This window comes from Fodinibius sp. GM21 (genome assembly GCF_058386955.1).
This window is the reverse complement of the sequence record NZ_JBYEIQ010000006.1, coordinates 108,833-135,540: the sequence shown is the minus strand read 5'-3', so window position 1 is coordinate 135,540 and position 26,708 is coordinate 108,833. Positions and strand designations below refer to the sequence as shown.

22 protein-coding genes are annotated in these 26,708 nt (G+C 42.2%); 13 read left to right on the top strand and 9 right to left on the bottom strand.

All coding sequences use genetic code 11. The annotated features are described in order from the left end of the window. Nucleotides 1–25: 25 nt before the first annotated feature. A complete protein-coding gene (gene nfi / locus ACT3IB_RS14425) occupies nt 26–727 on the top strand; it encodes a deoxyribonuclease V (RefSeq protein ID WP_491539731.1) in 702 nt (233 codons plus the stop codon). A 10-nt stretch (nt 728–737) separates the two neighbouring features. Here the strand turns inward: nfi and ACT3IB_RS14420 are convergent, their stop codons facing one another. Beyond that, nucleotides 738–2,156, bottom strand: coding sequence for a phytoene desaturase family protein (locus ACT3IB_RS14420; RefSeq protein WP_491539730.1), 1,419 nt, complete (start codon nt 2,154–2,156; stop codon nt 738–740). Between the two features lie 255 nt (nt 2,157–2,411). Here ACT3IB_RS14420 and mgtE point away from each other — a divergent pair, with 255 nt between their 5' ends. From mgtE to ACT3IB_RS14405, 3 genes are read left to right on the top strand one after another with little or no spacing between them, the layout of a single operon-like run. After that, a complete protein-coding gene (mgtE, locus tag ACT3IB_RS14415; RefSeq protein ID WP_491539729.1) occupies nt 2,412–3,794 on the top strand; it encodes a magnesium transporter in 1,383 nt (460 codons plus the stop codon). Nucleotides 3,795–3,812: 18 nt separating this feature from the next. Then, complete coding sequence (locus ACT3IB_RS14410) at nt 3,813–4,661, top strand: thymidylate synthase (RefSeq protein WP_491539728.1); 849 nt, start codon at nt 3,813–3,815, stop codon at nt 4,659–4,661. Next, complete coding sequence (locus ACT3IB_RS14405; RefSeq protein WP_491539727.1) at nt 4,658–5,131, top strand: dihydrofolate reductase; 474 nt, start codon at nt 4,658–4,660, stop codon at nt 5,129–5,131. The genes ACT3IB_RS14410 and ACT3IB_RS14405 overlap by 4 nt, the downstream gene beginning before the upstream one ends. Before the next feature lie 86 nt (nt 5,132–5,217). Here the strand turns inward: ACT3IB_RS14405 and ACT3IB_RS14400 are convergent, their stop codons facing one another. Both ACT3IB_RS14400 and ACT3IB_RS14395 read right to left on the bottom strand, forming a co-directional pair. Continuing rightward, a complete protein-coding gene (locus ACT3IB_RS14400) occupies nt 5,218–6,474 on the bottom strand; it encodes an HD domain-containing protein (RefSeq protein WP_491539726.1) in 1,257 nt (418 codons plus the stop codon). A gap of 51 nt (nt 6,475–6,525) precedes the next feature. Continuing rightward, nucleotides 6,526–6,972, bottom strand: a complete 447-nt coding sequence (locus ACT3IB_RS14395; protein ID WP_491539725.1) for an acyl-CoA thioesterase — start codon at nt 6,970–6,972, stop codon at nt 6,526–6,528. A gap of 264 nt (nt 6,973–7,236) precedes the next feature. Between ACT3IB_RS14395 and ACT3IB_RS14390 the strand changes: the two genes are divergently transcribed. Then, complete coding sequence (locus ACT3IB_RS14390) at nt 7,237–8,319, top strand: M42 family metallopeptidase (RefSeq protein ID WP_491539724.1); 1,083 nt, start codon at nt 7,237–7,239, stop codon at nt 8,317–8,319. 98 nt (nt 8,320–8,417) lie between these two features. Beyond that, nucleotides 8,418–10,391 (top strand): M1 family metallopeptidase, encoded by a 1,974-nt coding sequence (locus tag ACT3IB_RS14385; RefSeq protein WP_491539723.1) that lies wholly within the window; start codon nt 8,418–8,420, stop codon nt 10,389–10,391. A gap of 66 nt (nt 10,392–10,457) precedes the next feature. Here ACT3IB_RS14385 and ACT3IB_RS14380 read toward each other — a convergent pair whose 3' ends face one another. From ACT3IB_RS14380 to ACT3IB_RS14360, 5 genes are all read right to left on the bottom strand, one after another. Continuing rightward, entirely contained in the window at nt 10,458–12,401 is a 1,944-nt protein-coding gene (locus ACT3IB_RS14380) for a redoxin domain-containing protein (RefSeq protein ID WP_491539722.1), read from the bottom strand. A gap of 278 nt (nt 12,402–12,679) precedes the next feature. Beyond that, on the bottom strand, nt 12,680–13,612 hold the full coding sequence (locus ACT3IB_RS14375; protein ID WP_491539721.1) for an L-threonylcarbamoyladenylate synthase: 933 nt from the start codon (nt 13,610–13,612) through the stop codon (nt 12,680–12,682). Next, entirely contained in the window at nt 13,605–16,958 is a 3,354-nt protein-coding gene (gene mfd, locus ACT3IB_RS14370) for a transcription-repair coupling factor (RefSeq protein ID WP_491539720.1), read from the bottom strand. Before mfd ends, ACT3IB_RS14375 begins: the two co-directional genes overlap by 8 nt. Before the next feature lie 127 nt (nt 16,959–17,085). Continuing rightward, on the bottom strand, nt 17,086–18,078 hold the full coding sequence (locus ACT3IB_RS14365) for a vWA domain-containing protein (RefSeq protein ID WP_491539719.1): 993 nt from the start codon (nt 18,076–18,078) through the stop codon (nt 17,086–17,088). Further along, entirely contained in the window at nt 18,075–19,097 is a 1,023-nt protein-coding gene (locus ACT3IB_RS14360) for a DUF2062 domain-containing protein (RefSeq protein WP_491539718.1), read from the bottom strand. Before ACT3IB_RS14360 ends, ACT3IB_RS14365 begins: the two co-directional genes overlap by 4 nt. A gap of 169 nt (nt 19,098–19,266) precedes the next feature. Between ACT3IB_RS14360 and ACT3IB_RS14355 the strand changes: the two genes are divergently transcribed. Beyond that, nucleotides 19,267–20,580: a M23 family metallopeptidase gene (locus ACT3IB_RS14355; RefSeq protein WP_491539717.1), complete on the top strand. Its 1,314-nt coding sequence runs from the start codon at nt 19,267–19,269 to the stop codon at nt 20,578–20,580. Nucleotides 20,581–20,583: 3 nt separating this feature from the next. Here the strand turns inward: ACT3IB_RS14355 and ACT3IB_RS14350 are convergent, their stop codons facing one another. Continuing rightward, nucleotides 20,584–21,459: a DUF58 domain-containing protein gene (locus tag ACT3IB_RS14350; RefSeq protein WP_491539716.1), complete on the bottom strand. Its 876-nt coding sequence runs from the start codon at nt 21,457–21,459 to the stop codon at nt 20,584–20,586. A gap of 179 nt (nt 21,460–21,638) precedes the next feature. On the opposite strand from ACT3IB_RS14350, the gene ACT3IB_RS14345 reads away from it, so the two are divergent. From ACT3IB_RS14345 to ACT3IB_RS14320, 6 genes are all read left to right on the top strand, one after another. Then, the gene (locus tag ACT3IB_RS14345) at nt 21,639–21,923 is read left to right on the top strand and encodes a hypothetical protein (RefSeq protein WP_491539715.1); all 285 of its coding nucleotides are present in this window, start codon (nt 21,639–21,641) and stop codon (nt 21,921–21,923) included. Between the two features lie 109 nt (nt 21,924–22,032). Continuing rightward, nucleotides 22,033–23,145 carry an alanine dehydrogenase gene (gene ald / locus ACT3IB_RS14340; RefSeq protein WP_491539714.1) on the top strand — a complete coding sequence of 371 codons (1,113 nt, stop codon included), beginning with the start codon at nt 22,033–22,035 and terminating at the stop codon, nt 23,143–23,145. 274 nt (nt 23,146–23,419) lie between these two features. Next, nucleotides 23,420–24,220, top strand: a complete 801-nt coding sequence (locus ACT3IB_RS14335; RefSeq protein WP_491539713.1) for a ParA family protein — start codon at nt 23,420–23,422, stop codon at nt 24,218–24,220. A gap of 13 nt (nt 24,221–24,233) precedes the next feature. Further along, nucleotides 24,234–25,172: a ParB/RepB/Spo0J family partition protein gene (locus ACT3IB_RS14330; RefSeq protein ID WP_491539712.1), complete on the top strand. Its 939-nt coding sequence runs from the start codon at nt 24,234–24,236 to the stop codon at nt 25,170–25,172. Then, nucleotides 25,126–25,803: a DUF5683 domain-containing protein gene (locus tag ACT3IB_RS14325; protein ID WP_491539711.1), complete on the top strand. Its 678-nt coding sequence runs from the start codon at nt 25,126–25,128 to the stop codon at nt 25,801–25,803. Before ACT3IB_RS14330 ends, ACT3IB_RS14325 begins: the two co-directional genes overlap by 47 nt. A gap of 9 nt (nt 25,804–25,812) precedes the next feature. Next, nucleotides 25,813–26,517, top strand: a complete 705-nt coding sequence (locus ACT3IB_RS14320; RefSeq protein WP_491539710.1) for an LOG family protein — start codon at nt 25,813–25,815, stop codon at nt 26,515–26,517. Nucleotides 26,518–26,708: the final 191 nt, after the last annotated feature.

Here is a 26,708-nt window from a genome sequence, read left to right as displayed (position 1 = left end):
ATTATTTCGAAAAGTTTGATTCCCGATGAATCCAAATAAACTGGATTACTATAAATCGATAGATCCTCAAAGAGCGAAAGAACTCCAACTGGAGTTGCGGAATAAGATATCGTTGCAACCGCTGTCTGAATCCCCAACATATATTGCCGGTGCGGATATTTCTTTTGATCGAGGATCGGATCTGCTGCATGCAGCAATAATTGTATTAGAGTTGGATACGTTAATGCCAGTAGGACGATCATTGACTTCGGAAAAGACCTCATTCCCGTATATCCCCGGGTTGTTGGCATTTCGGGAAATGCCCGTACTTATGAAAGCATGGAACCAGTTAAATCAAAAACCGAATATACTTCTGTTAGATGGACACGGAATTGCGCATCCCCGACGAATGGGCATCGCTACTCATTTTGGAATTGAGGTTGATTATCCGACGATCGGTTGCGCCAAAAATATCTTAACCGGGACGCATGGTGAATTGGGAATCCAAAAAGGGAACAAAACTGATATTGTAGATGGTAGTGAAAAAATTGGAATTGCCTTGCGGAGCCGAAAAAACGTGAATCCGGTTTACGTATCGCCGGGACATAAGTGTTCTTTTGGCGATGCTTATGAAATCCTGATGCAATCACTGACGAAATATAAATTACCAAAGACTAGTCGGTTGGCACATCAGTGGGCAAATAAGCTGCGGAAAGGAGAGGTTGAAACGGGATATAGAGAAGTCTAAGAGAGTCCAGCTAAAAAGAATTTCGAAGTACCGATTCCGCCGCATGATAGCCACACATGCCATGTACGCCGCCTCCGGGTGGAGTGGAAGATGAAGCGATATACATATGGGTTTTTGGGATATGATAGGGATCAAAAAGGCCCGTTGGACGCGTAAAAAGCTGTGTGATGTCTGCACGTCCGCCATTGATGTCGCCGCCAATATAATTCGGATTATACGCCTGCATATTCTGCGCATGCATGGTATGGGTCTCCATAATGCAATCCCGAAATCCGGGGGCAAAGCGCTCAATCTGACGAATAATGGGCTCAGTCATATCTTTTGTTGATCCATTGGGAACGTGGCAATATGCCCAGCCGGTGTGCTTATTTCCGGGGGCTCGACTGTTATCACCCAAGCTTTGTTGTGCGACTAATACATAGGGTTTTTCAGGATGTTGTCCATTCGCTGATTGTTTTTCAGATGTCGCAATTTCTTCAAATGTGCCGCCGACGTGAACGGTTCCTGCCTTTTGGCATAGCTCGTCTTTCCACGGTATGGGATCACTGAGCGCTAAATCAATTTTAAAAACCCCTTGTCCATACTCATAGCGCTGCAGTTTTTTGGCGTATGATGATGGAATCTTTTCACCGCCGATATCGATAATTTGCCGAGGGGTATTGTTAAATAATATTGTTTGTGATGGGGGAAGGTCACCAATAGAAGTTATTTCTGTGCCTGTTTCAATTGTACCGCCCAATGATTTAAAATGTGATGCCATCGCTTTCGTGATGGCATGGGATCCGCCTTTGGGGTAGGGCCACCCAACGGTATGAGCGGCTATGCCCAGCACCAAACCAATAGCTGCAGTGGCGGTTGCATCGAAAGGCATAATACCGTGTGCTGCCAGACCGGCAAAGAGGGCACGCGTTTGGGCGGACTTGTATCTATTGGTAAAACTCTTTGCTGATTGAAGGGCTTGTATTCCAAATCGGGCCATCAAAAAGGGATGATTGGGCAGCAGCGAAAACGGGGCCAGGATATCTGTTAAAAGGTCATCCCATTTTTCAAGAAAAGGTGAAACACTGTGAGCGTAATTGCTCTTATCTTCTTCGTTTATATATGATACTGTTTTATCAAATGACCGAAACAAGGCTCCGGCGGGTTGGTCATCCAACGGATGGGCTACGGGCACTTCAGGCTGTATCCATTCGAGACCATACTTTTCGAGCGGCAGGTTTTTTAAAAAAGGAGAGGCTTTGGCCAATGGATGGATGGCCGAACAGATATCATGATGAAAGCCGGGTTTTGTTAACGCCAGCGTTCGGGTTCCACCGCCGATAGTGTCTTCCTTTTCAAATATTTTAACCGATAGCCCTTCCTGGGCTAAGCGGATACCTGCGGCTAAGCCGTTGGGACCGGATCCAATAATAATTGCGTCGTATTTCATGTATGTTGAATACTATTGATCAATAAAAGCAGAAAAATTATAGAATCTTATGATAAACTGAATATTGATGGATAGAAAAACTAATAAATATGAATGTAAGATATCTAAAACCAATTTTGTGATATTCTGTAAGCAATTCTTACATTCTGAACGGAATCAATGAGAGCGTTAATTCCAAACTGGGAATCATTTTTTTTGGATATTATTTGATTGTTATCAGCGCCACCAAAGTAAAGTTTACAACTTGATTTATTTATGATCGTTCACCTGCTGAAACCGGAATTTGAAGAGCTTATTAAAGATAAGGATTGGGTAGCTCTCAAGGATATCTTGAATGATGTGCCTGCCGTTGACGTGGCGGAACTTTTGGAAGAGCTGGATGCAGAGATTGCTATTGTCATATTTCGTTTGCTCAAAAAACAGAAAGCGGCCGATGTGTTTACCTACCTGAGTTCGGGCAAAGGGGTTGAGCTGCTCAATATGTTTACTGCGCAGCAGCTTAGTGAGGTGATGTCCAACTTGGAGCCGGATGAGAGAGTATCACTGATGGAAGAGTTGCCAGGCCATCTCACCCAACGAGTGATGAACTCTATGAGTGCAGAAGACCGAAAGCAGTCGCAAAAGCTGCTTGGGTTCCCAGACGAGAGCGTAGGTCGACTGATGACGCCGCGCTATGTGAAGGTCAAGAAAGACTGGTCGGTTCAGCATGCCATGGAGCATATCAGAAAATTTGGGCATAGCGTTGAAACAGTGAATGTGATTTATGTGGTGGATGCCAATGAACACCTGATTGATGATCTGCGGTTGAATCAGCTAATTTTAGCTGATCCGGAAGCGCCAATTTCGTCGCTCATGGATGAAAGTTTTGAAGCACTGAGTGCTTTCGATGATCAGGAGGATGCGGTAAAAATGCTCAGTAAGTATGATCGTGTGGCTATGCCGGTAGTCGATTCTGACGGTATCTTGGTAGGCATTGTAACCATTGATGACGTTATTGATGTTGCGGAGGAGGAAACAACCGAAGATATGCAGCTGATGGCCGGTATGAGTGCATTGGATGATTATTATTCCGAGACCACCATTTTTCAAATGGTGAAGAAGCGCGTGGGCTGGCTGATTATGTTGTTTATGGGTCAAATGCTCACCGTTACGGCAATGGCTAATTATGAGGAAGCACTGGCCGCAGCAGCGATGCTCTCCTTTTTTATTCCGATGATTATTTCCAGCGGTGGAAACTCGGGATCACAGGCCGCAACGCTTATTATTCGTGCCATATCAACGGATGATATTAAGTTAAATGACTGGTGGATGGTGCTTAAAAGAGAGTTGCTGTCAGGATTTTTATTGGGTAGTTTTTTAGGAGTTTTAGGGTCTGTTGTTATAGCTACATGGATGATAATGCGAGGAAATGCATTTTCACTTGAGCTTGTTTTACAGGCATTAACGGTTGGTACCAGCTTAGTAGGAGTGGTGGTGTTTGGTAATTTAAGCGGGTCGATGCTGCCTTTTGTGATGTCTCACTTTGGATTGGATCCGGCCGTTACGTCGGCTCCTTTTGTTGCTACCTTAGTTGACGTGACGGGTATCATTATCTACTTTTCAGTCGCATTGTTATTGTTACAGGGCGTCTTATTATAATTTAAAAATGATGGGTATATGAAAGCATATTTAGATCTTGTTCGCAGTGTTCTGGAGAATGGTGTTAAAAAAGAAAATCGTACGGGTACCGATACGATCTCTAATTTTTCGGAGTTTTATAAGGTTGATCTTTCCGAAGGATTTCCGCTGCTTACAACTAAAAAAGTATATTTTCGATCGGTAATTCTTGAATTGCTCTGGTATTTGCGCGGAGAAGATCATATTCGCTGGCTGCGGGATGAGAACGATTGTCATATTTGGGACGATTGGGCTGATGAAGACGGTCATGTGGGACCCATTTATCCGGTACTGTGGCGACGCTTTCCCTATCACGAGGAAGAAGAAATACATTTTGAGGGCGATGCATCACACATCTGCAAAACGGTATTGATTAAAAAAGAATTTGATCAGGTTCAGCGAGCTATTAAGATGCTTAAAGAAAATCCAAACAGCCGTAGAATTGTGGTTAGCGCCTGGCATCCGGGTCTGCTCGATCAAATGGCGCTGCCGCCCTGTCACTTAATGTATATTTTTAATGTTACTGACGGTAAGCTCAATTGTCATCTCACGCAACGCTCCGGTGATATCGCACTTGGCATACCATTTAATTTGGCTTGTTACTCAGCGCTTACGATGGCCATTGCCAACGAAGTGGGCTTGGAGTACGGAACTTTTGCTCATACTATTGTAGATGCACATATCTATGAAAATCATGTAGATGGGTTGAAAGAGCAGCTGACTCGTGAACCTCGTCCACTGCCTACCCTTGAAATTGCCGATAAGCCGGTGGATGATCTTGAGTTCGACGATTTTGAACTGAAGGATTACCACCCTCATGATTCCATCAAATTTGAGGTCGCGGTATGACACTGGCTGCCATTGTAGCCCATGATCCCAATCTGGTAATAGGAAAAGACGGTGATCTACCGTGGCACTATTCCGAGGATCTTAAATATTTTAAGCGGACAACGATGGGGCATCCCTTAATCATGGGACGAGTGGTCTTTGAGGAGCTGGGAGAAAATCCTTTGCCCGGACGTGAAAATATTGTCCTGAGCCGATCTCGCAATTACGATCACGTCCCAACTTTTTCTTCATTTGGGGATGCATTGGATCATGTTCGGGATGAGGAGATTGTTTTTTTGATAGGAGGGGGAGAAATTTATCGGCAGTTTTTAGATCAGTGTGATAAACTTTTTGTCACCGAAATCCATAAGAATTATGAAGGGGATACCTACTTTCCCGAGTACCGCGATGAAATTGGGACTACTTGGAAAGAAATCAAAAGAGACGATAGGGAAGAGCTTACCTTTGTTGTTTATGAACGGATGGAGTAAAAAGCTGAATGTTGAAAGTTATAGTCAACACATGCAACCTGTAACCTTCAACTCTGCAAGCTGTCACTGCTCATTGACATCTGTTATCATATCTCAATATCTTTTAGATGTACTACATAAGGTTTTACCACCGGCTCAGTAAGCGCAATGATATTTTTGGTGTCAGCGGCCTTTGAAAATTCAACGGCGTTGTCTTTTTCTTCTAAAATCCAGATCCCTTCTTTTTCATATTGATAGGCCTCACTGTAGCTTTCATCAAAGGCAAAGTAATAGTTTGCAATATCTTTATCGTGGGGAAGTCCTCTTTTTTTAAGAACCTTTTGGGTTTTGGTTAGTACCTCCTTTTTTACTGATTTCGAAGGTGTTTGCTCAAGAAAAGTAGTGCGAAACAGTTTGCGCGACTGAAACCGCTTGCAGAGATTTGATAATACCGGATCGGAGGAATACTGCCAATATTTGATACTCTGGAATACATCATTATCGTCAAGCTGCAGGTATTTTTGCAGAACTTCGCCTTTGATTCCCTTTTTGGCACTGGGGCGATTTTCGAGAAAGTATTGGATGGCAGGAGAAGCATGATATAATTTCTTTCCTTCTCTAATTAATTTACGCACACGATCAAAGATATGACGCAGTAATTTATCAGCGCTAAGTACCGTTTTATGCAAATATACCTGCATATACATCAGCCGGCGCGCAAGAATATAGTTTTCAATGGCGTAGATTCCTTTCTTTTCGATTACGATATTTCCCTTGTGCACACGCATCGTTTTCAGGATTCGTTCAATCCCAACAGATCCCTCATACACATTGGTAAAAGCGCTATCACGCTTGAGGTAGTCCAATCGATCAATATCTAATTGTGATGAAATTAGCTGATTTAAAAAGGGCTTTTTGGGATACTGATCTGTAAAAATTTTAATGGCAAGATCCAATATGCCATCCATTTCTCTGTTCAGATGACGCATTACCGCCAGCGTCATTTTTTCGTGATGGAAATCCTTGATTAGGTCAAACTCCAGGGTGTGCGAAAGGGGGCCGTGACCCACATCGTGCAATAAAACGGCAATGAGCGTGGCTTCATACTCAGCCGGACTAATGGTGGTATCCTTTTCACGAAGGTTATTAAGCGTGCGTTGAGCCAACTCCATGGCACCCAAAGCATGTGAAAATCGGGAATGTTCGGCGGCCGGAAAGACCAAATATCCCAACCCCATTTGCTTAATGCGTCGCAGTCGCTGCACGTACGGGTGGTCAACAAGTTCCAAAACCGGACCTTTGGGAACAGTGATAAATCCGTGAATGGGATCGTTGAATATTTTGTATTGTGTGCTTTTATCCATGGATTGGTTATTTAGAATCTATAATGAGCACCAAAGTAAACAGTTGTACGGTTATTCAAAAAGTGAATCAGGGAGCATATAGTTATCAGCATTTGGGATCTCCGGGATTCGTGCCGGACGTTGCTTTGAGAGGTCAAACCAAACGCCATGGGCCTCGGCTATCGAAGCCAGCTTTTGTTCGTCACCGGTATAGATAGCCTGGAAGCTGGTAATACTGGAGTTGCCGAGCGATTTTATGCCTGATCCAATCAAAATGTTGTTCGGATACTCAACTGGACGAATAAATTCAATTTCTATGCTGGCTAATACAAAGCTGAATCCGTTTTTCAATTCACTGGCCAGCTTATTGACTTCTTGGATGAATTCAATTCGGGCCTCTTCGTAATAGGTGCTAAAAATTGCATTGTTGACGTGGTTTAATGGATCTAAATCCCGGAACCGAATGGGCAGAGTAGTCCAATGAGGAAACAGATTTTCATCGTATTGCGGTCGAATCATAAATGGTAATTTTTGTAATTAGTTTAACTGCAAAAAGATAGGTCCAAATTAATCATCTTAGTGTTTAATATCCTACTGACATTTAAAATGAGTTTAGCGGTAGAGTTATGAATCCTTATATTCGGAATTGCGTGAATGATTCTATTCACTTTGAAATAAAAATATTGTGTCACCCTGAATTTATTTCAGGATCTATTACAATCTACAATTATTTTTAGATTTTGGAACGAGTTCAGAATGAAATGTAAATTAAATTTTTAGAGAATGATGTTTGATGAGACAGAAAAAGAATTTTTAGAAGAATTGCTGATTACCCCCAGTCCCACGGGTTTTGAATCAGCGGGACAGCAAGTTTGGACTGAATATGTAGACGATTTTGCAGACAGTGTGGAATCCGATGCTTATGGATCGGCCTATGCTAAGCTGAATACCAGTTATGATGTGGCTACCGTTATGTTGGAGGCCCACTGCGATGAGATCGGGATGATTGTACAGCATATCACCGATGACGGTTATATTTTCATCAATAAGCTGGGCGGCAGCGATTCCACCATTGCTCGCGCCAAACGGGTCAATATTCATGCCCGTAACGGTATCGTATCTGGAGTAACCGGTAATACAGCCATACACCTGCAGGACAAAAAAAATGGAGGAGGCGAGCAGCCCAAGTGGAAAGATATTTATGTGGATATTGGCGTATCCAGCAGGGAAGAAGCATTAAAACTGGTGCAGGTGGGGGATCCCATAACCTATGCGGATGAATATGATTATTTATCTGATGAAATCATATCAGGTAGAGCGCTGGATAACCGCATCGGCGGATTTATGATTGCTCAGGTTCTGAAAAGGCTAAATGAACGCCGCAGTGACATGAAAGTAAATGTGGTGGCGCTGAATTCCGTACAGGAAGAAGTGGGCGGTTATGGCGCGCGTATGATGAGTTATCGCATTGATCCTGATGCGGCACTGGTTACTGATGTTACGCATGCCACCGATACGCCGGGCATTGATCATAAAGAACACGGCTTGGTGAAGTTGGGCAAAGGACCTTCTATACAGCACGGCGGGGCTAATCATCCCAAAATTGTAGAGTTTGTCGAAGATGTTGCCGGAAACAATGAAATTGACCTACAACATGAAGCCACCAGCGTTCGAACAGGTACCGATACCGACAGTATTTTTTATCAAAAAACCGGTATTCCAAGCGCGTTGATTTCACTGCCACTTCGATACATGCATTCCCCGGTTGAAACAGCTTCGTTCCAGGATATAGAATCGCTTATTGAATTGATGACAGAGGCTGTGCTGAGTATGGCTCCCGATCAAACATTTCATGTTTTAAAATAAGTTAAAATCTGGGTGTATACTGTATTTAATGATTTACACAGATTACATTCTTGCCTGCTAATGAATAACAATGAAAATCAACATATGATAGATTAACTATGAGAATTTCTTCACTCTTTACGGTGATTTTGGTCTCTTTGATGTCATTTACGGTATCTGCTCAAGATTATCCCGAAACAGTTCAGCAAGCGTTTTTGCCTTATGAAACAGGAGAAAGCACTCAATATCGAAGCGCAAGCGGTGAGCCGGGCGAAGTCTATTGGCAAAATGCTGCCGATTATAATATCGATGCCCAGCTTTATCCCGATGAGCACAAAATAGAAACCTCAATTACTATCGATTATACTAATAACAGTCCGCAGAATTTAGATTTTGTATGGTTACAGCTCGACCAGGACCTGTTTGAGGAGGATTCATGGGGTGCTAAATTAACACCACCCGGCGGTGGACGTTTTGGTAATGAGGGTTTTGATGGAGGTATAAAAATTCAGAGGATACGAATAACACATGATGGAGAAACATATGAGCCTGAGTCTCATACTGTTGATACCAATATGAAGTTGAACCTCAAAGAAGTTCTTAAAGCGGAGGGAGGAAAGCTACAGATCAGCATTGATTATAGTTTTAAAACTCCTGAGGATGGTTCTGATCGACTGGGACGTCTGGAGACCAAAAATGGAGTGATCTACGAGGTAGCCCAGTGGTATCCGCGGATGGCAGTTTATGATGATTTGAAGGGATGGAATATAATGCCATACCTGGGAGCCGGTGAGTTTTATATGGAATATGGTACCTTCAATTATTCTATTACTGCTCCGGCAGAATATGTGGTGGTAGCTTCCGGTGAGTTGTTAAATCCCGGAGATGTACTAACAAAAGTACAGCAAAAACGAATGGAACAGGCTCGAAATAGTGATGAGCGAGTGTATATCATCAAAAAAGATGAGGTGGGCACAGAGGAATCCCGTCCGAATGGCAAAGAACGATTGACATGGAACTATAAAATGGAAAATACGCGGGATGTCGCCTGGGCAGCATCAAAAGCATTTGTATGGGACGCGGCGCGTATAAATTTACCAGATGGTGATCAATCGATGGCGATGTCCGTATATCCCAAAGAAGTTTCCGGGGACTCTGCCTGGGGACGTTCTACCGAATATGTAAAAGGATCTATCGAGTTTTATTCGGAATACCTGTCAAAATATCCATATGCAAACGCGATCAACGTGGCCGGAAGAGTGGGCGGAATGGAATATCCCGGCATTGTATTTTGCAGTTGGCAAGCAAAGGGGGCAAGCTTGTGGGGTGTTACGGATCACGAGTTTGGCCACGAGTGGTTTCCTATGATTGTAGGTTCCAATGAGCGCGAACACGCCTGGATGGATGAAGGGTTTAATACCTTTATCAACAGTTTGAGTACAGCTAATTTTAATGATGGAGAATATCACGATTCCCGCAATGCCCGTTTTCTTAACAATTGGTTTACAAGTAATAAACACGAGCCCATTATGACGGCTCCCGATCAAATACAAGAGGGGAATTTTGGTCGTGTATCATACTACAAGCCGGCTCTTGGCTTGCACATTCTTCGGGAATCGATTATCGGAAAAGAACTTTTTGATGAGGCGATTAACACCTACGTCGATCGCTGGGCGTATAAACATCCTGCACCTGATGATTTTTTCAATACGATCGAAGAAGTCACGGGACGAGAATTGGATTGGTTCTGGCGCGGCTGGTTTGAAAAAACGTGGACAATGGATCAGGCCGTGGATAAGGTGGCATATACCAAAGAAGATCCTACTAACGGAGCATTTATTCGCATTAAAAATAAGGGTGAGCTGGTGATGCCGGTAAAGATGGAAATCACTCAGGAAAACGGTAAAACCGAAACAGTAGAATTTCCCGCCCAAACCTGGCATCGGGGAAATGAGTGGCTTTTCAAATACAATTCAACTTCTGCGCTTGAGAAGATAGTGATCGATCCCAATAAAGAGTTTCCGGATGTAAACCCTGGAAATAATGTCTGGAAAGCGGATTCGGTTGAAGCTTCATCATCAAATAAGAATTAGTGGCGAAGAAAAATTAAAATAGAAAAGGCCTGCAATTAAGCAGGCCTTTTGATATAAGTGTCATTATTATTTTTTGGCCGACACCTGATCAGTAGATTGCTTTTTATCCAGAAGCATTTCAATGTTAAGTCTTACCTTCTTTTCCATGATAGGTCCTTCAAAACCCATCTTTTTAAATTTAATATTCCCATCTTTACCCAAAATATAGGTTGTGGGAAGCCCCCGAACGCCAAAAGCTTTCGAAGCTTTTGAGTTCATATCATAGTACACAGGAAATGTGTAGTCCTGATCCTTCTTCCATTTTAGGATATCTTCGATTGAGTCGGTGCGCCCGTCATTAACAATCATAAATTTCACATTGGAATTTTCCTGATACTCTTCGTACATATTTTGGAAATGAGGAAAAGCATCAAGGCAAGGCCCGCACCAAGTTGCCCAAAAGTCAATGATTACTATTTTGTCATCCAGGGTACTTGTGTCGATTTTATTGCCATCGAGATCTGTAATATGATTCAGGGAGGGGGCTTCTTTATTAAGGCGTTCGTTTGCATACTTTTTTCTCATTTTTTTCTTCCAGGCTTCGTCAATTTTTTGGGTTTTCTTGTTGAATCCCTTTTCAGACCCGTTGTATGCAATATAGGACTCTCTTAATTTTTCTTGGAACTCTTTGTTGGTCGGCTCATCCATCAGTATATCCCAATAGATATCAAAGGCTTTCTTCGGGCGATCCGTCTGCATATATAACTGAGCAATATTCTTTTTAGAGGATCTGGTATCTGACAATTCGATAGCTTTTTGAAGTGTCTTTTCAGCTTTATCAAATCGATCCATTTTCATTTGGATCAATCCCATTGTGGCCATTACTCTACTTTTATCTTTTTTTCGTTCTTTGGTTGCTACCGAATCTTTGACATGTTCTTCGACAAATTCATCTTTGCTGATAAACCGAACAGATCCAACAGCTTCTTTGGGTACAGCCGCCAAAGCTTTTTCTGCATAAGAAAGTGCCAGTTCCAGACTGTCGCCCTGTTCAGCAAATCCATTGGCAATATTGTTTAATTGGTTTGCTTTCCAAGGCCAGTTTCTAGGTTCGATCTTTTTAGCATATTCGATCATCTTCTCTGTGTTTCCTTCTTCCTTATAGTAATCAAATAGCTGTTCACAGGTGTTGGTTCGGGTTACTTCAGATTCCGTATGTTTTAGGATTTTTAACAGGGCGTCTAACTTTTCGGGTGAATGCTGCATATCCCGAACCTTTCCACGGAGATCCCTGATAGCCATTCGGCCGGTGGGATATTCCTCAATGACTTTTTTCCTGATTGAATCAGCTTTCGCATTATTTTTCATAATGTGATAAGCTCGAACCAATTTGCCAAGGGATTCTTCTGAGTCCGAATTTTGCTTAAAATTTTCTTCTATGATCTGATACGCTTCTTTTTGCAACTGTTCTTTTTTGGATGGTTCAAGTCCTATTCGCGCATTCAGCAATCGCAATTCGGTAAATTTATCATCCGGATTAGCCTCTAGTTGCTTCTTGAGCAACGCAAGCCTCACCGAATCAGCTTTCTTGGGATTCCGATATCTTTTGCGGAGACTGAATTCCTTTTGCCGAAAAGCTCCGTCAACTGGGGTACCATTTTTATTGTATACGTACGTTTCATAAAGGTGATCGTTGATACCTTTATCAGTTTTGTTGTCGGATTTAAAATAAAAGGAAGCAAATTCCGCATAGTCAGGTATGCTCCATGATACAACCCAACGGTCACCTTGCTGTTTCATATCCAGCTTGTCTGGCAGTTCATAAAAATTCGAGTGACCGAAAACCAGTTTTAAATCATTCGGATTAGAAATGTCAGCCCTCTCAGCAGAAGGATTATAGTGAACTTCGATGGTATCTCCAGCTGTGGGCTTTTCCGGTGTTATAGTAAACGGGCTTTGTTGAGCCACAGCTGTGATTACCGGGAGAAACATCATCAACACTGTACCGATAAGTTTTTGTGAGTAGTTCATAGCATGTACTTTGTTTTTTAATAAATACGAGTAGATCACTTTATAATACTAATTCTATAACCTATTGTTACACAGACAGTTCTAGCTGCAATTTTTATCCAAATAATATTTTATCCTATTAGTACTAATAAGTTAGTATTAAATACTATAAACTATCATATACATAATCAACCAGGAGTCATTTACTGTAATGTGACTATTGGAGAGGAGGCAGTTGTGTTACCATTTCTAAAAAGAAGCAACTATATGAAAATGCTTATTTTCAATAAAAAACGGTATCAGCCAATTGCTTTGGAAATACGATTTTGCAAGGCTTGGACAATTGATTTTTGAAGCTGTTCATTTGAGAAAGGTTCGACAAAAACAAAATCTAATTGCTGATGATCAGCTTGACGAAATCGATCGTATAATTCATGAGCCATTTTATTAAAATTTTTATCGTAATGAATAACACGATTGCTTTTTCGAGGAGCAGGTCGGCTGTGAAGTAAATACAGTGCTTCATCAACAAAAGTCGTATCTCCGCTGCTTATCCACTGCACTCTCGCTTCCGGGGTATAGTGCGAATACTTGGTGCCAGGGCTTTTAGCCGCCTTATCTTTTGAAGAACCGCTATCCTGAATAACCTCTTTGTTTATGATTTCTGTAATTTCAGCTGCACTTATGGCACCGGGACGATAGATGGTATAGGGCTCAGAAGAGATATCTAATACCGTAGATTCAAGTCCTATCGCGGTTTCTCCGGCATCTACAACAGGAAAATCGTTTCCAAAATCTTCTTTCACATGTTCTGCTTTGGTAGGACTGGGTTTACCCGATGAATTGGCACTGGGGGCTACAACAGGTCCGACTCTTGCTATCAGTTGTTGTGAAAGTGGATGTTTGGGCCAGCGCAGGGCGACAGTATCTAACCCTGCGGTAATGAGATCCAGCACTTCAGGCTTCTTTTTGAAGATGAGCGTGAGCGGACCCGGCCAGAATGCATCCATTAGTTTTCGCGCATCATCTGAAATTTCTGAAGCAAAGTCTTCTACCTGCTTCTTAGCAGAAATATGAACAATAAGTGGGTTATCAGAGGGACGTCCCTTGATTTTAAAAACTTTTTGTATGGCATCCGGATTTTGGGCATCAGCGCCAAGACCATAAACCGTTTCCGTGGGAAAAGCGACTACTTCTCCTGATTTAAGAAGATCAACAAACCGATCAAGCAAGGCTAACCTCTCGTCTTTTATCAGTTGATGGAGCCAATTCTTTCAAAAACTCTACGGCTGCTTCTAAATCAGGTATATCTTGAATAGCAAAGCGCACGCGGTCTTCTTTTTGAATGACCTGATATCTGCCTTCTGCTTGTTTTTGCATTTTCTTGAGAACGTGTTGGAATCGATCTCCATAAAATTCCTCGCCCAGATCAGAATCATGCTTTGGGCATTCCATCCACATACGATTTGAGCGAATACGCACTTTCGTCATAAAAAGCTGTGAAGCATATAGCTTGACAACTGAAGCAGTAATTAGATTTTGAGTAGCTTCGGGAACGGGACCAAAGCGGTCTTTAACTTCCTCTTTCCATTCCTTGATAGTTTCCAGCTTCTCAGCTCCGGCCAGTTTTCGATACAGATTCAGCCGTTCTACATTATCAGATACATAATCATTTTCGAGCAGGGCAGGGAGGTCAAATTCGACCTGTGTTTCCGGCAGTTCAATCTCGGCTTCTACATCGCTAAAGACATCACTGAATTCTTCTTCTTTGAGTTCTTTAACGGCATCATTAAGGATTTTCTGATAGAGGTCAAAGCCCAGATCATTAATAAAACCACTTTGTTCCGCTCCTAAAATATCACCGGCACCGCGAATATCAAGATCGCGCATAGCGATATTAAATCCGGATCCCAGATCAGAAAACTCTTCCAGGGCCAGCAGTCGTTTGCGTGCATCGTCAGTAAGTGACTTAATATCCTTTGTAATGAGATAACAAAACGCTTTTCGGTGTGATCGTCCCACGCGTCCCCGCAGCTGATGAAGTTCGGCCAGCCCAAACATATCTGCACGGTTGATAATCATGGTATTGGCGTTTGATATATCGATGCCGTTTTCGACTATATTGGTAGAAACCAGCACATCAAACTTATGATCATAAAAATCTTCAATGATGTTTTCCAGCTGTTTTGAACTCATTTGTCCGTGGGCATACCGAACGCGAACGTTAGGCATAATCTCACGCACCATATTAGCAACAGACTCAATCGTCTTTACCCGGTTATGGATAAAGAATACCTGTCCGCCTCGAGATACTTCTTGGGAGATAGCGTCCTGTATGAGCTCTTTGTCAAAGCTGTGAATCTCTGTTTCTACCGGCTGACGGTTAGGCGGTGGGGTATTGATGATGCTTAGATCACGGGCTCCCATCAGGGAGAATTGCAACGTCCGTGGAATGGGGGTTGCTGTGAGAGTGAGAACATCGACGGTCGCGCGGTACTCTTTTAGTTTTTCTTTGGTTTTAACACCGAAACGTTGTTCTTCATCCACAACTAACAGTCCCAGATCGTCGAACTCCACATCTTTTGACGTTAGGCGGTGTGTTCCGACTACAATATCAACTTTGCCTTCTTTAAGTTTCTTGAGCGTTTGTTTTTGCTCTTTTCTGGTTCGAAAGCGAGAGAGCACTTCTACCGTAACGGGAAAATCTTTCATTCGTTCGGCAAACGTCTTGTAGTGCTGATCGGCTAAGATTGTAGTTGGCACAAGTACGGCTACTTGCTTATGGTCCATCACGGCTTTAAAAGCAGCTCGGACGGCCACTTCTGTTTTTCCGAATCCAACATCGCCGCAAACCAATCGGTCCATGGGCGTGTTGGATTCCATATCCGACTTAACAGCTTCAATAGCATCGCGCTGGTCAGGTGTTTCCTCAAATTCAAAACGGGCTTCCATCTCCGTTTGCCAGGATGTATCTGCAGAAAAATCAAAAGCATCTTTCGACTTTCGCTTGGCATACAGCTCAATAAGATCGCGGGCTATATCCTTAACCTTTTCCTTGGTTTGCGCTTTTTTACGAGCCCAACGTCCCGATCCCAGCTTGCTGATCCGGGGCTGTGTGCCTTCTTTGCCCGAATACTTTTGGATTTTGTGCAGGCTGGTGACATTGACGTAAAGCAGGGAGTTTTCCTTATATCGTAATACCACCGATTCCTGTTCTATCCCGCGCACCTTGATCTTTTTAAATCCGGCAAATTTACCGATTCCATAATCCACATGCACGACATAATCTCCAATGTTGAGATCGCGCAACTCTTTAATGGAAATATTACTGGTATGTCGCTTTCGGCGGACTTTGGGACGATGATACCGATCAAAAATCTGGTGGTCGGTGTATACTGCCAATCCCTGTTCGTTGAGCGTAAAACCCTCGTGAATTGACTCTACAGACAGATGATAACGCAGCTCTTTGGAGGGATCGCCAAGTAATTCTTCGAAGCGATCGCGCTGCCCTTCATTATCGCAGAGTATATAGGTATCAAAACTTTTTTTACTTAACTGAGTAATATTTTCGCGCAGCAGCTTGATGCTACCGTTAAAATCAGGTTGTGGACTGGCATCTAAGCGATATGACCATGCCGGATCGCTGTTTTCAGAGAAGCCGCCCAGCTGAATGCGAGCATGATTTTGATACGATTTCTGAAGATCATCCAAATTCACATAGAGTTCTTCAGGCGGTAGAATGTCTTCCGCGGTTTCGAGCTCTTCGAACTTTTTAGAGGCTTGCTGGTATCGTTCTTCGATATCTGATTCAATAAGCGAGCGATTCAGTAATACAAATACGGTATCTTCATCAAAATAGGATAGCACGCCTTGTTTTTGCCCTTTGCTCAAACTGGATGCATCGGGCACAAATCGAGCGGTATCCAAAAATGATACAGAACGCTGAGAATCCGGATCAAATTCCCGGATGGAGTCCACTTCATCCCCAAAAAATTCTAGTCGGATGGGATATTCCCCGGAATAGGGATAGACATCCAGAATACCTCCGCGATGAGCAAATTCACCCGGCTGATTTACAAATTTTACAGGCTCATATTCTTGGTCGACCAGCTCTTCTTTAAGGTGATCGATTTCAACGGAATCCCCATTTTTAATCGTTAGGGATGCTTCTGTGAAAACTTCCGGAGCAACAATCTTTTCAAATATTGCAGCTGCAGAAGTGACCAATACTGCTTTTGGATGTGTATTTATTTTTTCAAGTACTTCAGAACGTTGCACTATAACCGAGCTGTCAGTAATCTGCTGATCGTCATAGGGTTTATGGCCCGTTTCCGGAAAAAAGCTGGCCTGTTGAACGTTGAGTGCTTCTAGGTCTCCCTGCATGAACTGGGCTGATTCGGGATCGCCGTGAATCACTACAACTTTGTCATACTTTTGCGCGAGCTTGGCAACCAAAAAAGAGGGGGTGGACCCTACAAAATGGTTGAGCTGTATAGTGTTGTGTTTTTTGATGTGGGAGTGAAGGTCACTCCAGGGAATTTGGGCTGAAAAGGTTTTTAATACAGACTGTAACGCCATGAAATTATTTATTGGGAAAAATTCTACTGCTCAGAAAATGAATAACAAAATAACCATAAATTAGGTTCTATGGGAATAAGAACACGACTTATGATATGCTGTTATAATGAGATACCTGCTCTGCTGACTACTCAGTCGCTTTTCGAAAGATAAACTGTTCGGAGATAATACTAAAAATCAGCAGCAGTATGCCCGGGATCAAAAATCGTGGGTATAAATCCTGTACATCGGTATAAATAACTTCTTCTATCTCCGTTTTTTCGAGTTTATCAATCTGATTGTAAATATCCTCCAATTTCTCGGTATTTGTGGCCCTGAAATATGAACCATTGGTCATATTGGCAATTTGGGTAAGCATCTCTTCATCAATGTTGACCTCCACATTTTGGTAGCGATCACCAAAAATTGGATCTTTGACAGGATAGGGAGCTGTCCCACGCGTGCCGGCGCCGATAGTATAAATTTTGATATCGTAGGAAACGGCAAGGTCAGCTGCAGTAACGGGATCAATTTCTCCAGCATTATTTTGACCATCGGTAAGCAGGATGATAACCTTGCTTTCGGCTTTACTTTCTTTGAGGCGGTTCACAGCGGTCGCGATTCCCATTCCGATAGCTGTACCATCTTCAACGACACCCATCTCAACGTCCTCAAGGAGTCGTTTAAGTAGATCGTAATCGAGCGTAGGAGGTACCATCGTAAAGCTTTGACGAGCAAAAAGTACCAGGCCGATGCGATCCGAAATACGTTTATTAATAAAATCTTCGGCGACGCCCTTGGCTGCTTCCAACCGATTCGGCTTGAGATCTTCGGCTTTCATTGAGGTAGAGATATCCAACGTAAGGACAATATCAATACCTTCGGCATTGCGCTCTACCGTGGTATTTTTATACTGGGGACGTGCAAGAGCAATTACAATTAGAGTAAAAGCTAAAACCTGGAATATCGGAGCGGCCCAGATACCGTATGAGCGCCAGTTGCCACTGAGGTTTTTAAGTCCCGAAGTGTTGGAAAATAAGAGGCTGGGATTTTTTTTGCTTCGGTGCTTCCAAACCTGATATCCAATGATGGGAATTAGCAGAAGCAGCAGCCATAATAAATGAGGATTCGCCCAACTCATGCGTTCACCTTTTCACTGTTTTCATGTTCTCCATAAAATTCTTCGCGCTGGGCTTCCATTTTAGCTTGATGTTTGCGCCGGAGATGATCGATACGAGGACCATCAATTTGTTGGGCCCGATCCAAGAAGTTATAGGCTTTTTGGAGTGCCCGTTCGGCCTGTTTAGGGGTAGGGTTAAATTTGGCAAATTTCACCATATCTGCTTCCTGGAGCACAGCACGGGTATCATCGATAAGGTCTTGGTCGATGGAACCATGTCTAAGCATATTTAAAAGTTCGCCACTGGTCGATTCCAAAGCGGGAAGGTTATAAAGTGATTCGTAATATTGTCGTATGGCATCTCCTAGATCACTGTAAAAAACTTTGTAATCTTCTTGCGTAGATAGTTCAGCGTTTTCGAGTTTTTTGATCGATTTTCTAAATTCCTTTAACGGATTTTGAAATGGAGTTGGAGTAAAAGCCGGACGTTCTTTGTCATCTTGTTGCTGCTCCTGCCATTGCAGATAATATTTATAGCCGTAATAGGCAGCGATGGCTAAGATCAGGAATCCCAACAGGTAGGGCCACCAAGCCCGTGCAAATTCAAAAATAGGTTTGAGCGGACGAAGAGATTCCTCACTACCGGCCAAAATACTGCTGAAGCCAATGGGGACAGGATTTGTATATAACGTTGTTGTATCCTGTTCGCTAATTAATTGAACGGGTAATTTGGGAATAAGTGTATCTACGGTGCCAAAAAACTGGAGCTCGTAATAAACGCTGTCTTTATATTCAGATAGCTTGAACTGCTTTCGGGAACGAATCTCAAAAGTACCACTAAGATGGGAGCTGTCCGGAAAAGCGATTTCATCGTATTCCTGGTTTTTAACAAGTGTAATAGAAAAATCGAAGGTATCTCCAACTTGGAGAGAATCGACAGTAGAAAATTCTTTTAGATTTTGTGTCTGCCCACTAAGAGGGGTAATAGTAAGGAGGAGGCAGATGATGGAAAATCCGTTTACAAATCTTTTTATTTCCACTGAGATAGTACGATGGTTAAGGTTATTTATATCGGGATATGCGCAACATAATCCCAATTAGCAGGCACCAAAAATAGAAAAATAGTGCCATTCGGAAAAACTGGATGCCTAAAAATTGAATGAAAGATTAACTGTGCATAGATGCTCGTAAAATGATAACTTAATAAGAATGATTTCTAACAAATTTAGAGTGATGCGAACGAGCTTTTTATTAGGTTTACTGCTAATATTTTTAATGTGGGGGTGCATCTCTGAAACGGAGAATAATGCTCCTGAACAGCAGATAGAGCCAATATCAGCAACTGTAGATAGCACGGTTACTACTCCGACACTTGATAAATTTGGGATCCCTATAGATAGTGTTGAAGTTCGGGATTATACAGTTAAACGCAACGAAAGCTTATATCTTATACTCGATAAATTTGATTTTAGCCCGCAGGAAATTTATTCCATAACGCAAGAGGCGAATAACATTATTGATTTTAATCAAATTAAGCCCGGTCAAAAATACCGCGCGTATGTATCTGCTGACAGCACGAAAGATGTTTCACATATTTTATTGCAGAACAGCCCATTGGAATATGTGGTGTTGGACTGGAAGCAGGATTCCCTGCAAATTTATAAGGCTTCTCGTCCGCTTTCCAGCAAAACTGTAGCAGCCTCTGGCAAAATAGAGAACTCATTATATCAAACCATTAGTTCACAGGGGGGGAGCCAGTTATTGGCCAACAGGATGGCGAATATTTTTGCCTGGCAGATCAACTTTTTTGGATTACGTCCGGGTGATTCGTTCGAAGTACTTTATGACAAACAGTTTATTGATGACAATTACTACGGCATTGGTGATATAAAAGCGGCTGAATTTACCCACCGAGGGGAATCTTATCGTGCATATAAGTTTCGCCATGGAGGTGTGGAAGGCTATTTTGATGAAAACGGAGAAAGTGTGCAGAAAGCACTGTTACAAGCACCGTTCAAGTTTAGTCAGCGGGTAAGTTCAAACTTTTCACGAAGCCGTTATCATCCCATATTAAAAAAGCGCGTTCCGCATTACGGTGTAGATTATGCAGCGCCGCCGGGAACTCCGGTATTAGCGGTGGGTGATGGAACCGTTACGGAAGCTCGTTACCGGGGTGCGAATGGCAATATTGTGAAAATAACTCATAATTCGACCTATCGCACTGCATATCTGCATCTTCGGGGATTTGCAAGAGGAATTAATCGTGGCGTAAACGTGGAGCAGGGACAGGTTATTGGATATGTAGGAAGTACTGGTCGTGCTACAGGTCCTCATTTGCATTATTCACTATACAAGAATAATCAGCCTGTGAACTCCCGAACTGTTGACTTGCCGTCATCAGAGGCGGTACCGGATAGCCTGATGGATGTTTTTGTTGAGGTAAGAGATAGCTTGGATCGGCAGATGGAAGCAAAAATTGATACTACGAAAGAAAGTGGACCTGTTCTTACGCAGGCAAAATAATTATTAATATCGGTGCATCCGCCTGCGGAAAAATGTCATGAGCGGTCGGATGTATGAGGCGTTGGTTTCGAGTTCAATCATGTCAATTTTCATCCGTAAAAACTGATCCCGAAGCTGGTGTTTGGCCTTTTCTCTTTTCTTCTGATACTCTTTGCGAACTTTTTCGCTTGAGGTATCGACAAGCACTTCTTCGCCTGTTTCGGCATCACGCAGGGGGACCAATCCCAGGTCTGGGAGCTCATCCTCAAATTTATCGTTTATAAAAATGTTAACAAGATCGTGTTTTCGGTTGGTAATCTTGAGCTGCCTATCGTATTGATTATCCTGAAAGTCGCTGGCTAAAACGATAATAGCCCGTCGATTTAGCAGTCGATTTACATACGACAACGCTTCACTGATGTCGGTGCCTGTGCCTTTGGGTTCTGTTGTTAATAGTTCGCGAATAAGCCGCAAAACATGGAGTCTTCCTTTTTTGGGTGGAATTACTTTTTCAATTTCGTCAGTAAAAAGGATGAGTCCAACTTTGTCCCCATTTTTGATAGCGCTGAATGCCAGTACTGCACATATTTCTATGGATAGCTCCATTTTACTTTGCCCTTGGCTGCCGAAGATGCCGCTGGGAGAAATATCTACGCAGAGCATTAAGGTTTGTTCGCGCTCCTCCTCAAACTGTTTAATGAAGGGATCGCCCGAACGTGCGGTAACGTTCCAGTCGATCTGCCGGATGTCATCCCCATACGTATATTCACGCACCTCAGAGAACTCCATCCCGCGTCCCTTAAACGCAGATTGATATTCCCCGCCAAAAAGGTTGTTCACCTTTCCCTTGGTACGAATTTCAATCTTGCGGACTTTCTGCAGAATTTCTTTAGATATCATAATAGAAAAATTGCCTTTGCAATACGTGCAAGGATAGTGTAATTATTATTTATTTGAAAGTTGATAATAATTCATCTATAGGTTTAAAATTCGCACTTCATAACAATTTGGTAACAATTCCATAACGATTTGTTTAGATATAATTATTGTATTGGAATATCCAAACAACGGATCACAGAATGGATCAGTACATGATTATTGGCAGTGAATTCAGTAAAAAGTATCAGCGATTTTTAAGGGTAACGGGCTCGCTTTCAGAGGGAGATACTTCTAAATTAATTCCAGTTAAGAAAATTAACGCCACTCTTGAATGGGATCGGATCGAAATAAAGCATGTGCTGGAATACTTGCAGGAGCTTGGACTCATCAATACAAAAACAATTGGCGGACCTCTTTTGTACGGGCATATCACATTGACAGAATTGGGAATAGAAAAGTACAAAAGTTTAATTGATCAAGAGTGATATAGATCATAAAAAATTGGGATAGTTGCAGTTAAATTTTTCCCAAAAATTACCTACCTTTGGCACGGATTTAATTCCGTAGCATACTATTAACAAAAATTCTGTATTCATGATTATAGGTGTACCCAAAGAGATAAAAACACACGAGAACCGCGTGGCATTACTACCCGGCGGTGTAACAAAAATGAAACGTAACGGGCATGATGTGCTGATTGAGAAAGGAGCCGGAAAAGGAAGTGGTTTTCCGGATGAGCAATACGTAGAAGCCGGGGCTGAAATTATTGATGATGTAGATGAGCTCTGGGAGAAGGCCGAAATGATCATGAAGGTTAAAGAACCTATTGAGGTCGAATACGACCGGATGAAGAAAGGACAAGTTATTTTCACCTATTTCCACTTTGCTGCCAGTCGTCAACTTACCGAAGCGGTGCAGGAATCCGGTGCTGTAGCTATCGCCTATGAAACGGTGGAAAAAGCAGACGGATCGTTGCCACTACTGATTCCCATGAGTGAGGTTGCCGGACGCATGGCATCTCAAGAGGGAGCCAAATATTTGGAAAAACCCGAAGGGGGACTTGGAATTTTGCTGGGGGGAATCCCGGGCGTAAAACCGGCTAATGTACTGGTGATTGGGGGCGGTATCGTAGGTGTTAATGCCGCGAAAATTGCTGCCGGGATGGGAGCCAATACTACAATCATGGATATTAGTATGCCGCGGCTTCGCCATCTGGATGATATTATGTCGCGCAATGTGGATACGATGTTTTCATCTGAAGCGAATATTCGGAAAATGCTTCCCCACGTTGATATGGTGATTGGGGCCGTATTAATCCCGGGAGCAAAGGCCCCCAGTTTGATTACACGTGACATGTTGGCTGATATGCAAAAGGGATCCGTACTGGTAGATGTAGCTATTGATCAGGGTGGCTGTTTTGAGACATCAAAGCCAACTACGCATGATAACCCTATTTACGAAGTTGATGATGTTGTACACTACTGCGTAGCGAATATGCCCGGAGCTGTTCCCCGAACATCAACGCTCGGATTGACTAATGTTACACTACCATATGCCGTTGATATTGCAAACAAAGGCTGGAAAAAAGCTCTGAAAGATGACAAAGAGCTGCTTAGAGGCCTTAATATAGTTGATGGCGATATTGTTTATAAAGAAGTAGCTGAAGCGTTTAATATGGATTATACCCCTATTGAAAACGTTTTATAAAAACTACGATGATGCGTTGAGAAGCCGAATATCTGTAACAAGATGTTCGGCTTTTTTATTAAAAAACTATGTACATACCTAAGATCCGTGAAACAATATGTGGAACATATAAAATATTTCCTTAGCTAATCAGTTGTAATTTATTGGCATGCAGGTAAATAACCATGTTGATATCTAAGTGAACAACTTGTTAATAAGTATTTTTGTTTACCATAAGTCATCCCATTATATTTTTTAATCATTACACTAATAATTGTTGTTATAGATCGTTTATATGGGTAAGATAATTTCCATAGCAAACCAAAAAGGTGGTGTTGGTAAAACAACGACGGCTATTAATCTCGCTGCCAGCCTCGCTGCTATCGAGCATACCACGCTAATTATTGATATCGATCCCCAAAGTAACACTACCAGCGGGTTGGGTGTTGAAGCGAAGACGGTATCGCATTCCGTGTACGAAGTGATGGTAGGAGGAGTAGATGCCTCGGATGCTATCAGGGAAACGGAATTACCGTTTTTAGAGCTAATACCCTCGCACATTAATCTTGTTGGGGCGGAAATTGAAATGATTGATCGGGATCAGCGAGAGCGTATTTTGGAAAAAGCAATTTCTGGTCTCAAGGAGCAATACGATTTTATTATTATCGATTGCCCGCCTTCGCTTGGATTACTTACCATCAATGCATTGACAGCATCCGATTCGGTGTTGATACCGGTACAATGCGAATATTTTGCTTTGGAAGGGCTGGGACAGCTACTAAATACAATTAAGATTGTGCGCCAGCATTTAAATACCGAATTGGAAATTGAGGGTGTGCTATTAACAATGTATGACACCCGTACCCGGCTTTCGGATCAGGTGGCTGATGAAGTGCGAAAATATTTTGATGACAGAGTGTTTGAAGCCATCATTAAACGGAATGTTCGACTTGCTGAGGCGCCCAGCTTTGGGAAGCCAGCGTTGCTTTATGATTCTACAAGTGTAGGAGCTAAGAATTATTTAGCATTGGCACGCGAAATTATCCATCGCAATAAAGAACTTTTTAAAGATAGTCCGGTATTTGCGAGTAGTTAATAGGTGATGAATTATGGCATCAAAAAAAGTTTTAGGTCGAGGTTTAGGAGCTTTTTTCCCTGAATACGATGAGGAAGGTGAAGAACCAAAAGAAAAAAAATCAGGTGAAGGACAGGAGGGAGATGGATCTCCCTATGTAGAGCCGCAGAAGCGGGTGAATATTGTGCTGCATGTGCCGGTTGATAATATCCGCCCCAATCCGCATCAGCCCCGCAAGGAATTTAACGAGGAACGTCTCGAAGAACTTGCTGATTCAATTGAGGCTCACGGATTAATCCAGCCAATTACTGTACGCTACATTGGTGAAAAGCGGTTTGAGTTGATCAGCGGTGAACGTCGTTTGCGGGCATCGAAGCTGGCTGGATTGGAAGAAATTCCCTCATACATCCGTGAAGTTAATGATGACGACATCATTTCATATGCGCTTATTGAGAATATCCAACGCGAGGATTTAAATCCTATAGAAGTGGCAATGGGTTATCAGCGTTTGGTGGAAGAGGCCGGATATACTCAAGCTGAAGTAGCCGAGCGGGTAGGGAAAAATCGTTCTACGGTTACCAATATGCTACGTTTATTGAATTTGCCGGCATTTATTCAGGCTGGCCTTCGCGACCAAAAGATATCCATGGGACATGCACGAGCACTTCTTTCAATTGATGATGAAGAAGACCAGGAAGAAGTTTATAACAAAATTATTGATAAGGGATATTCGGTTCGGAAGACAGAAAAAGTAATCCGAAATTTAAATAAGGATCAAGAAAAGAAAACTGAGGAAACTGATACCACAGATAAGGAACGTGCTTTTTTAAAAGAAATATCGAATCGACTGCGCAGTACGTTAAGTACGAAGGTCAATATTAAATCCAAGAAGAATGGTGGCGAAATACGTATCGAATATTATTCGGATGAGGAACTGGATCGCCTGCTCGATCTTTTCGATTCTATTTCTTAGCATCTCTGTCTTTCTCTGTGTACCAACACCGGGACACTCCCAACAGCTGAATAATTTGCTGATATCCCAATCTGGAAGTTTCTATCCCTATGTCGATGTAAATCAGCAGAGCCTAAAATTTGTAAATGATACGACAGGCAAAAACATAAATAAAGATCTCCCGAATCCTAACAGTGTATTATACAAGTCGATGATTATTCCGGGGTGGGGACAGATTGTTAATAATCAAGCCTGGAAAGTGCCTATTATATATGCAACTTTGGGAGGGTTGGGATATTACAGCGTTCATTTGACAAAGAAATACCATGACTACCGTGCCGCGTTTTATAATTTAAATCCGAATACTCCCGATGACTTACGATTTGGACCGACCCCTTCGTATATTCCTGAAAGTGCTAATTTGAATGAAGTGCGGGATCTACGAAACCAGTTTAGAAATAATCGTGATCTGGTGTATGTGGGTATAGTTTTGGCGTATGGCCTTAATATCATTGATGCCTATGTGTTTGCACACATGCGTTCATTTGATGTATCAAAAGATTTGAGTATGCGCCCACGTTTAGAACCCGCAGTGATGGCCCAGTCTAAAATGCCTGGAGTTACGTTATCAATTGATTTAATAGCTAAGTAAATACGTGTTATGAGTAGTAAAAATGAAGTAAGAAAATTGACAGTTCCTGATAATTTTGGTGACAGCCACGAAAGTGATGTCTGGAGCATTTTCAAAATTATGGGTGAATTTGTGGAAGGCTACGATAAGCTTTTCAAGATTGGTCCTTGCGTATCCATATTTGGATCTGCTCGAATGGATGAAAGTGATGTCTATTACGAAATGGCTCAGAAAACTGCTAAGAAGGTTACGGAAAGTGGGTTTGGTATTATCACCGGCGGGGGTCCGGGGATTATGGAAGCTGCCAATAAAGGAGCCCAAGAGGGGGGCGGTAAATCGGTAGGGTTAGGTATTACGCTACCTCACGAACAAGGATTGAATCCCTTTGTCGATGACGATTATATTATCAATTTTCATTATTTTTTCGCTCGCAAAGTAATGTTTGTAAAATATGCTCAGGGGTTTCTTGTTTTTCCGGGCGGCCTGGGAACACTTGATGAGTTTTTTGAGGCAATGACACTGATACAAACAAAAAAAATAAATGCGTTCCCCATTGTTTTAATTGGGAAGGAATATTGGGGGGGCTTAGTTGACTGGATTACCGATACCATGGTTGCTAATGGCACAATATCAGAAGAAGATATTGACCTATTCCATTTAACGGATGATGAGGAGGAGGCTGTAGACATTATTTGTGACTTCTATCAGAAACATACGTTGAGTCCGAATTTCTAGAAGGGTTTAATTTTTTAAAAAAAATAGTTATACATTGAAACAAAATTTGATATCAGGGATTAGATAACATGTTATTGGTTACTCTGAAAACTCAATTTTTAAATCATAACAATAAAATGCGCACGATTTAGTTAACTTTTATATAAATCGTAGAAATAAATATCGTTGCGTATTTGTAAACTTAACCATAA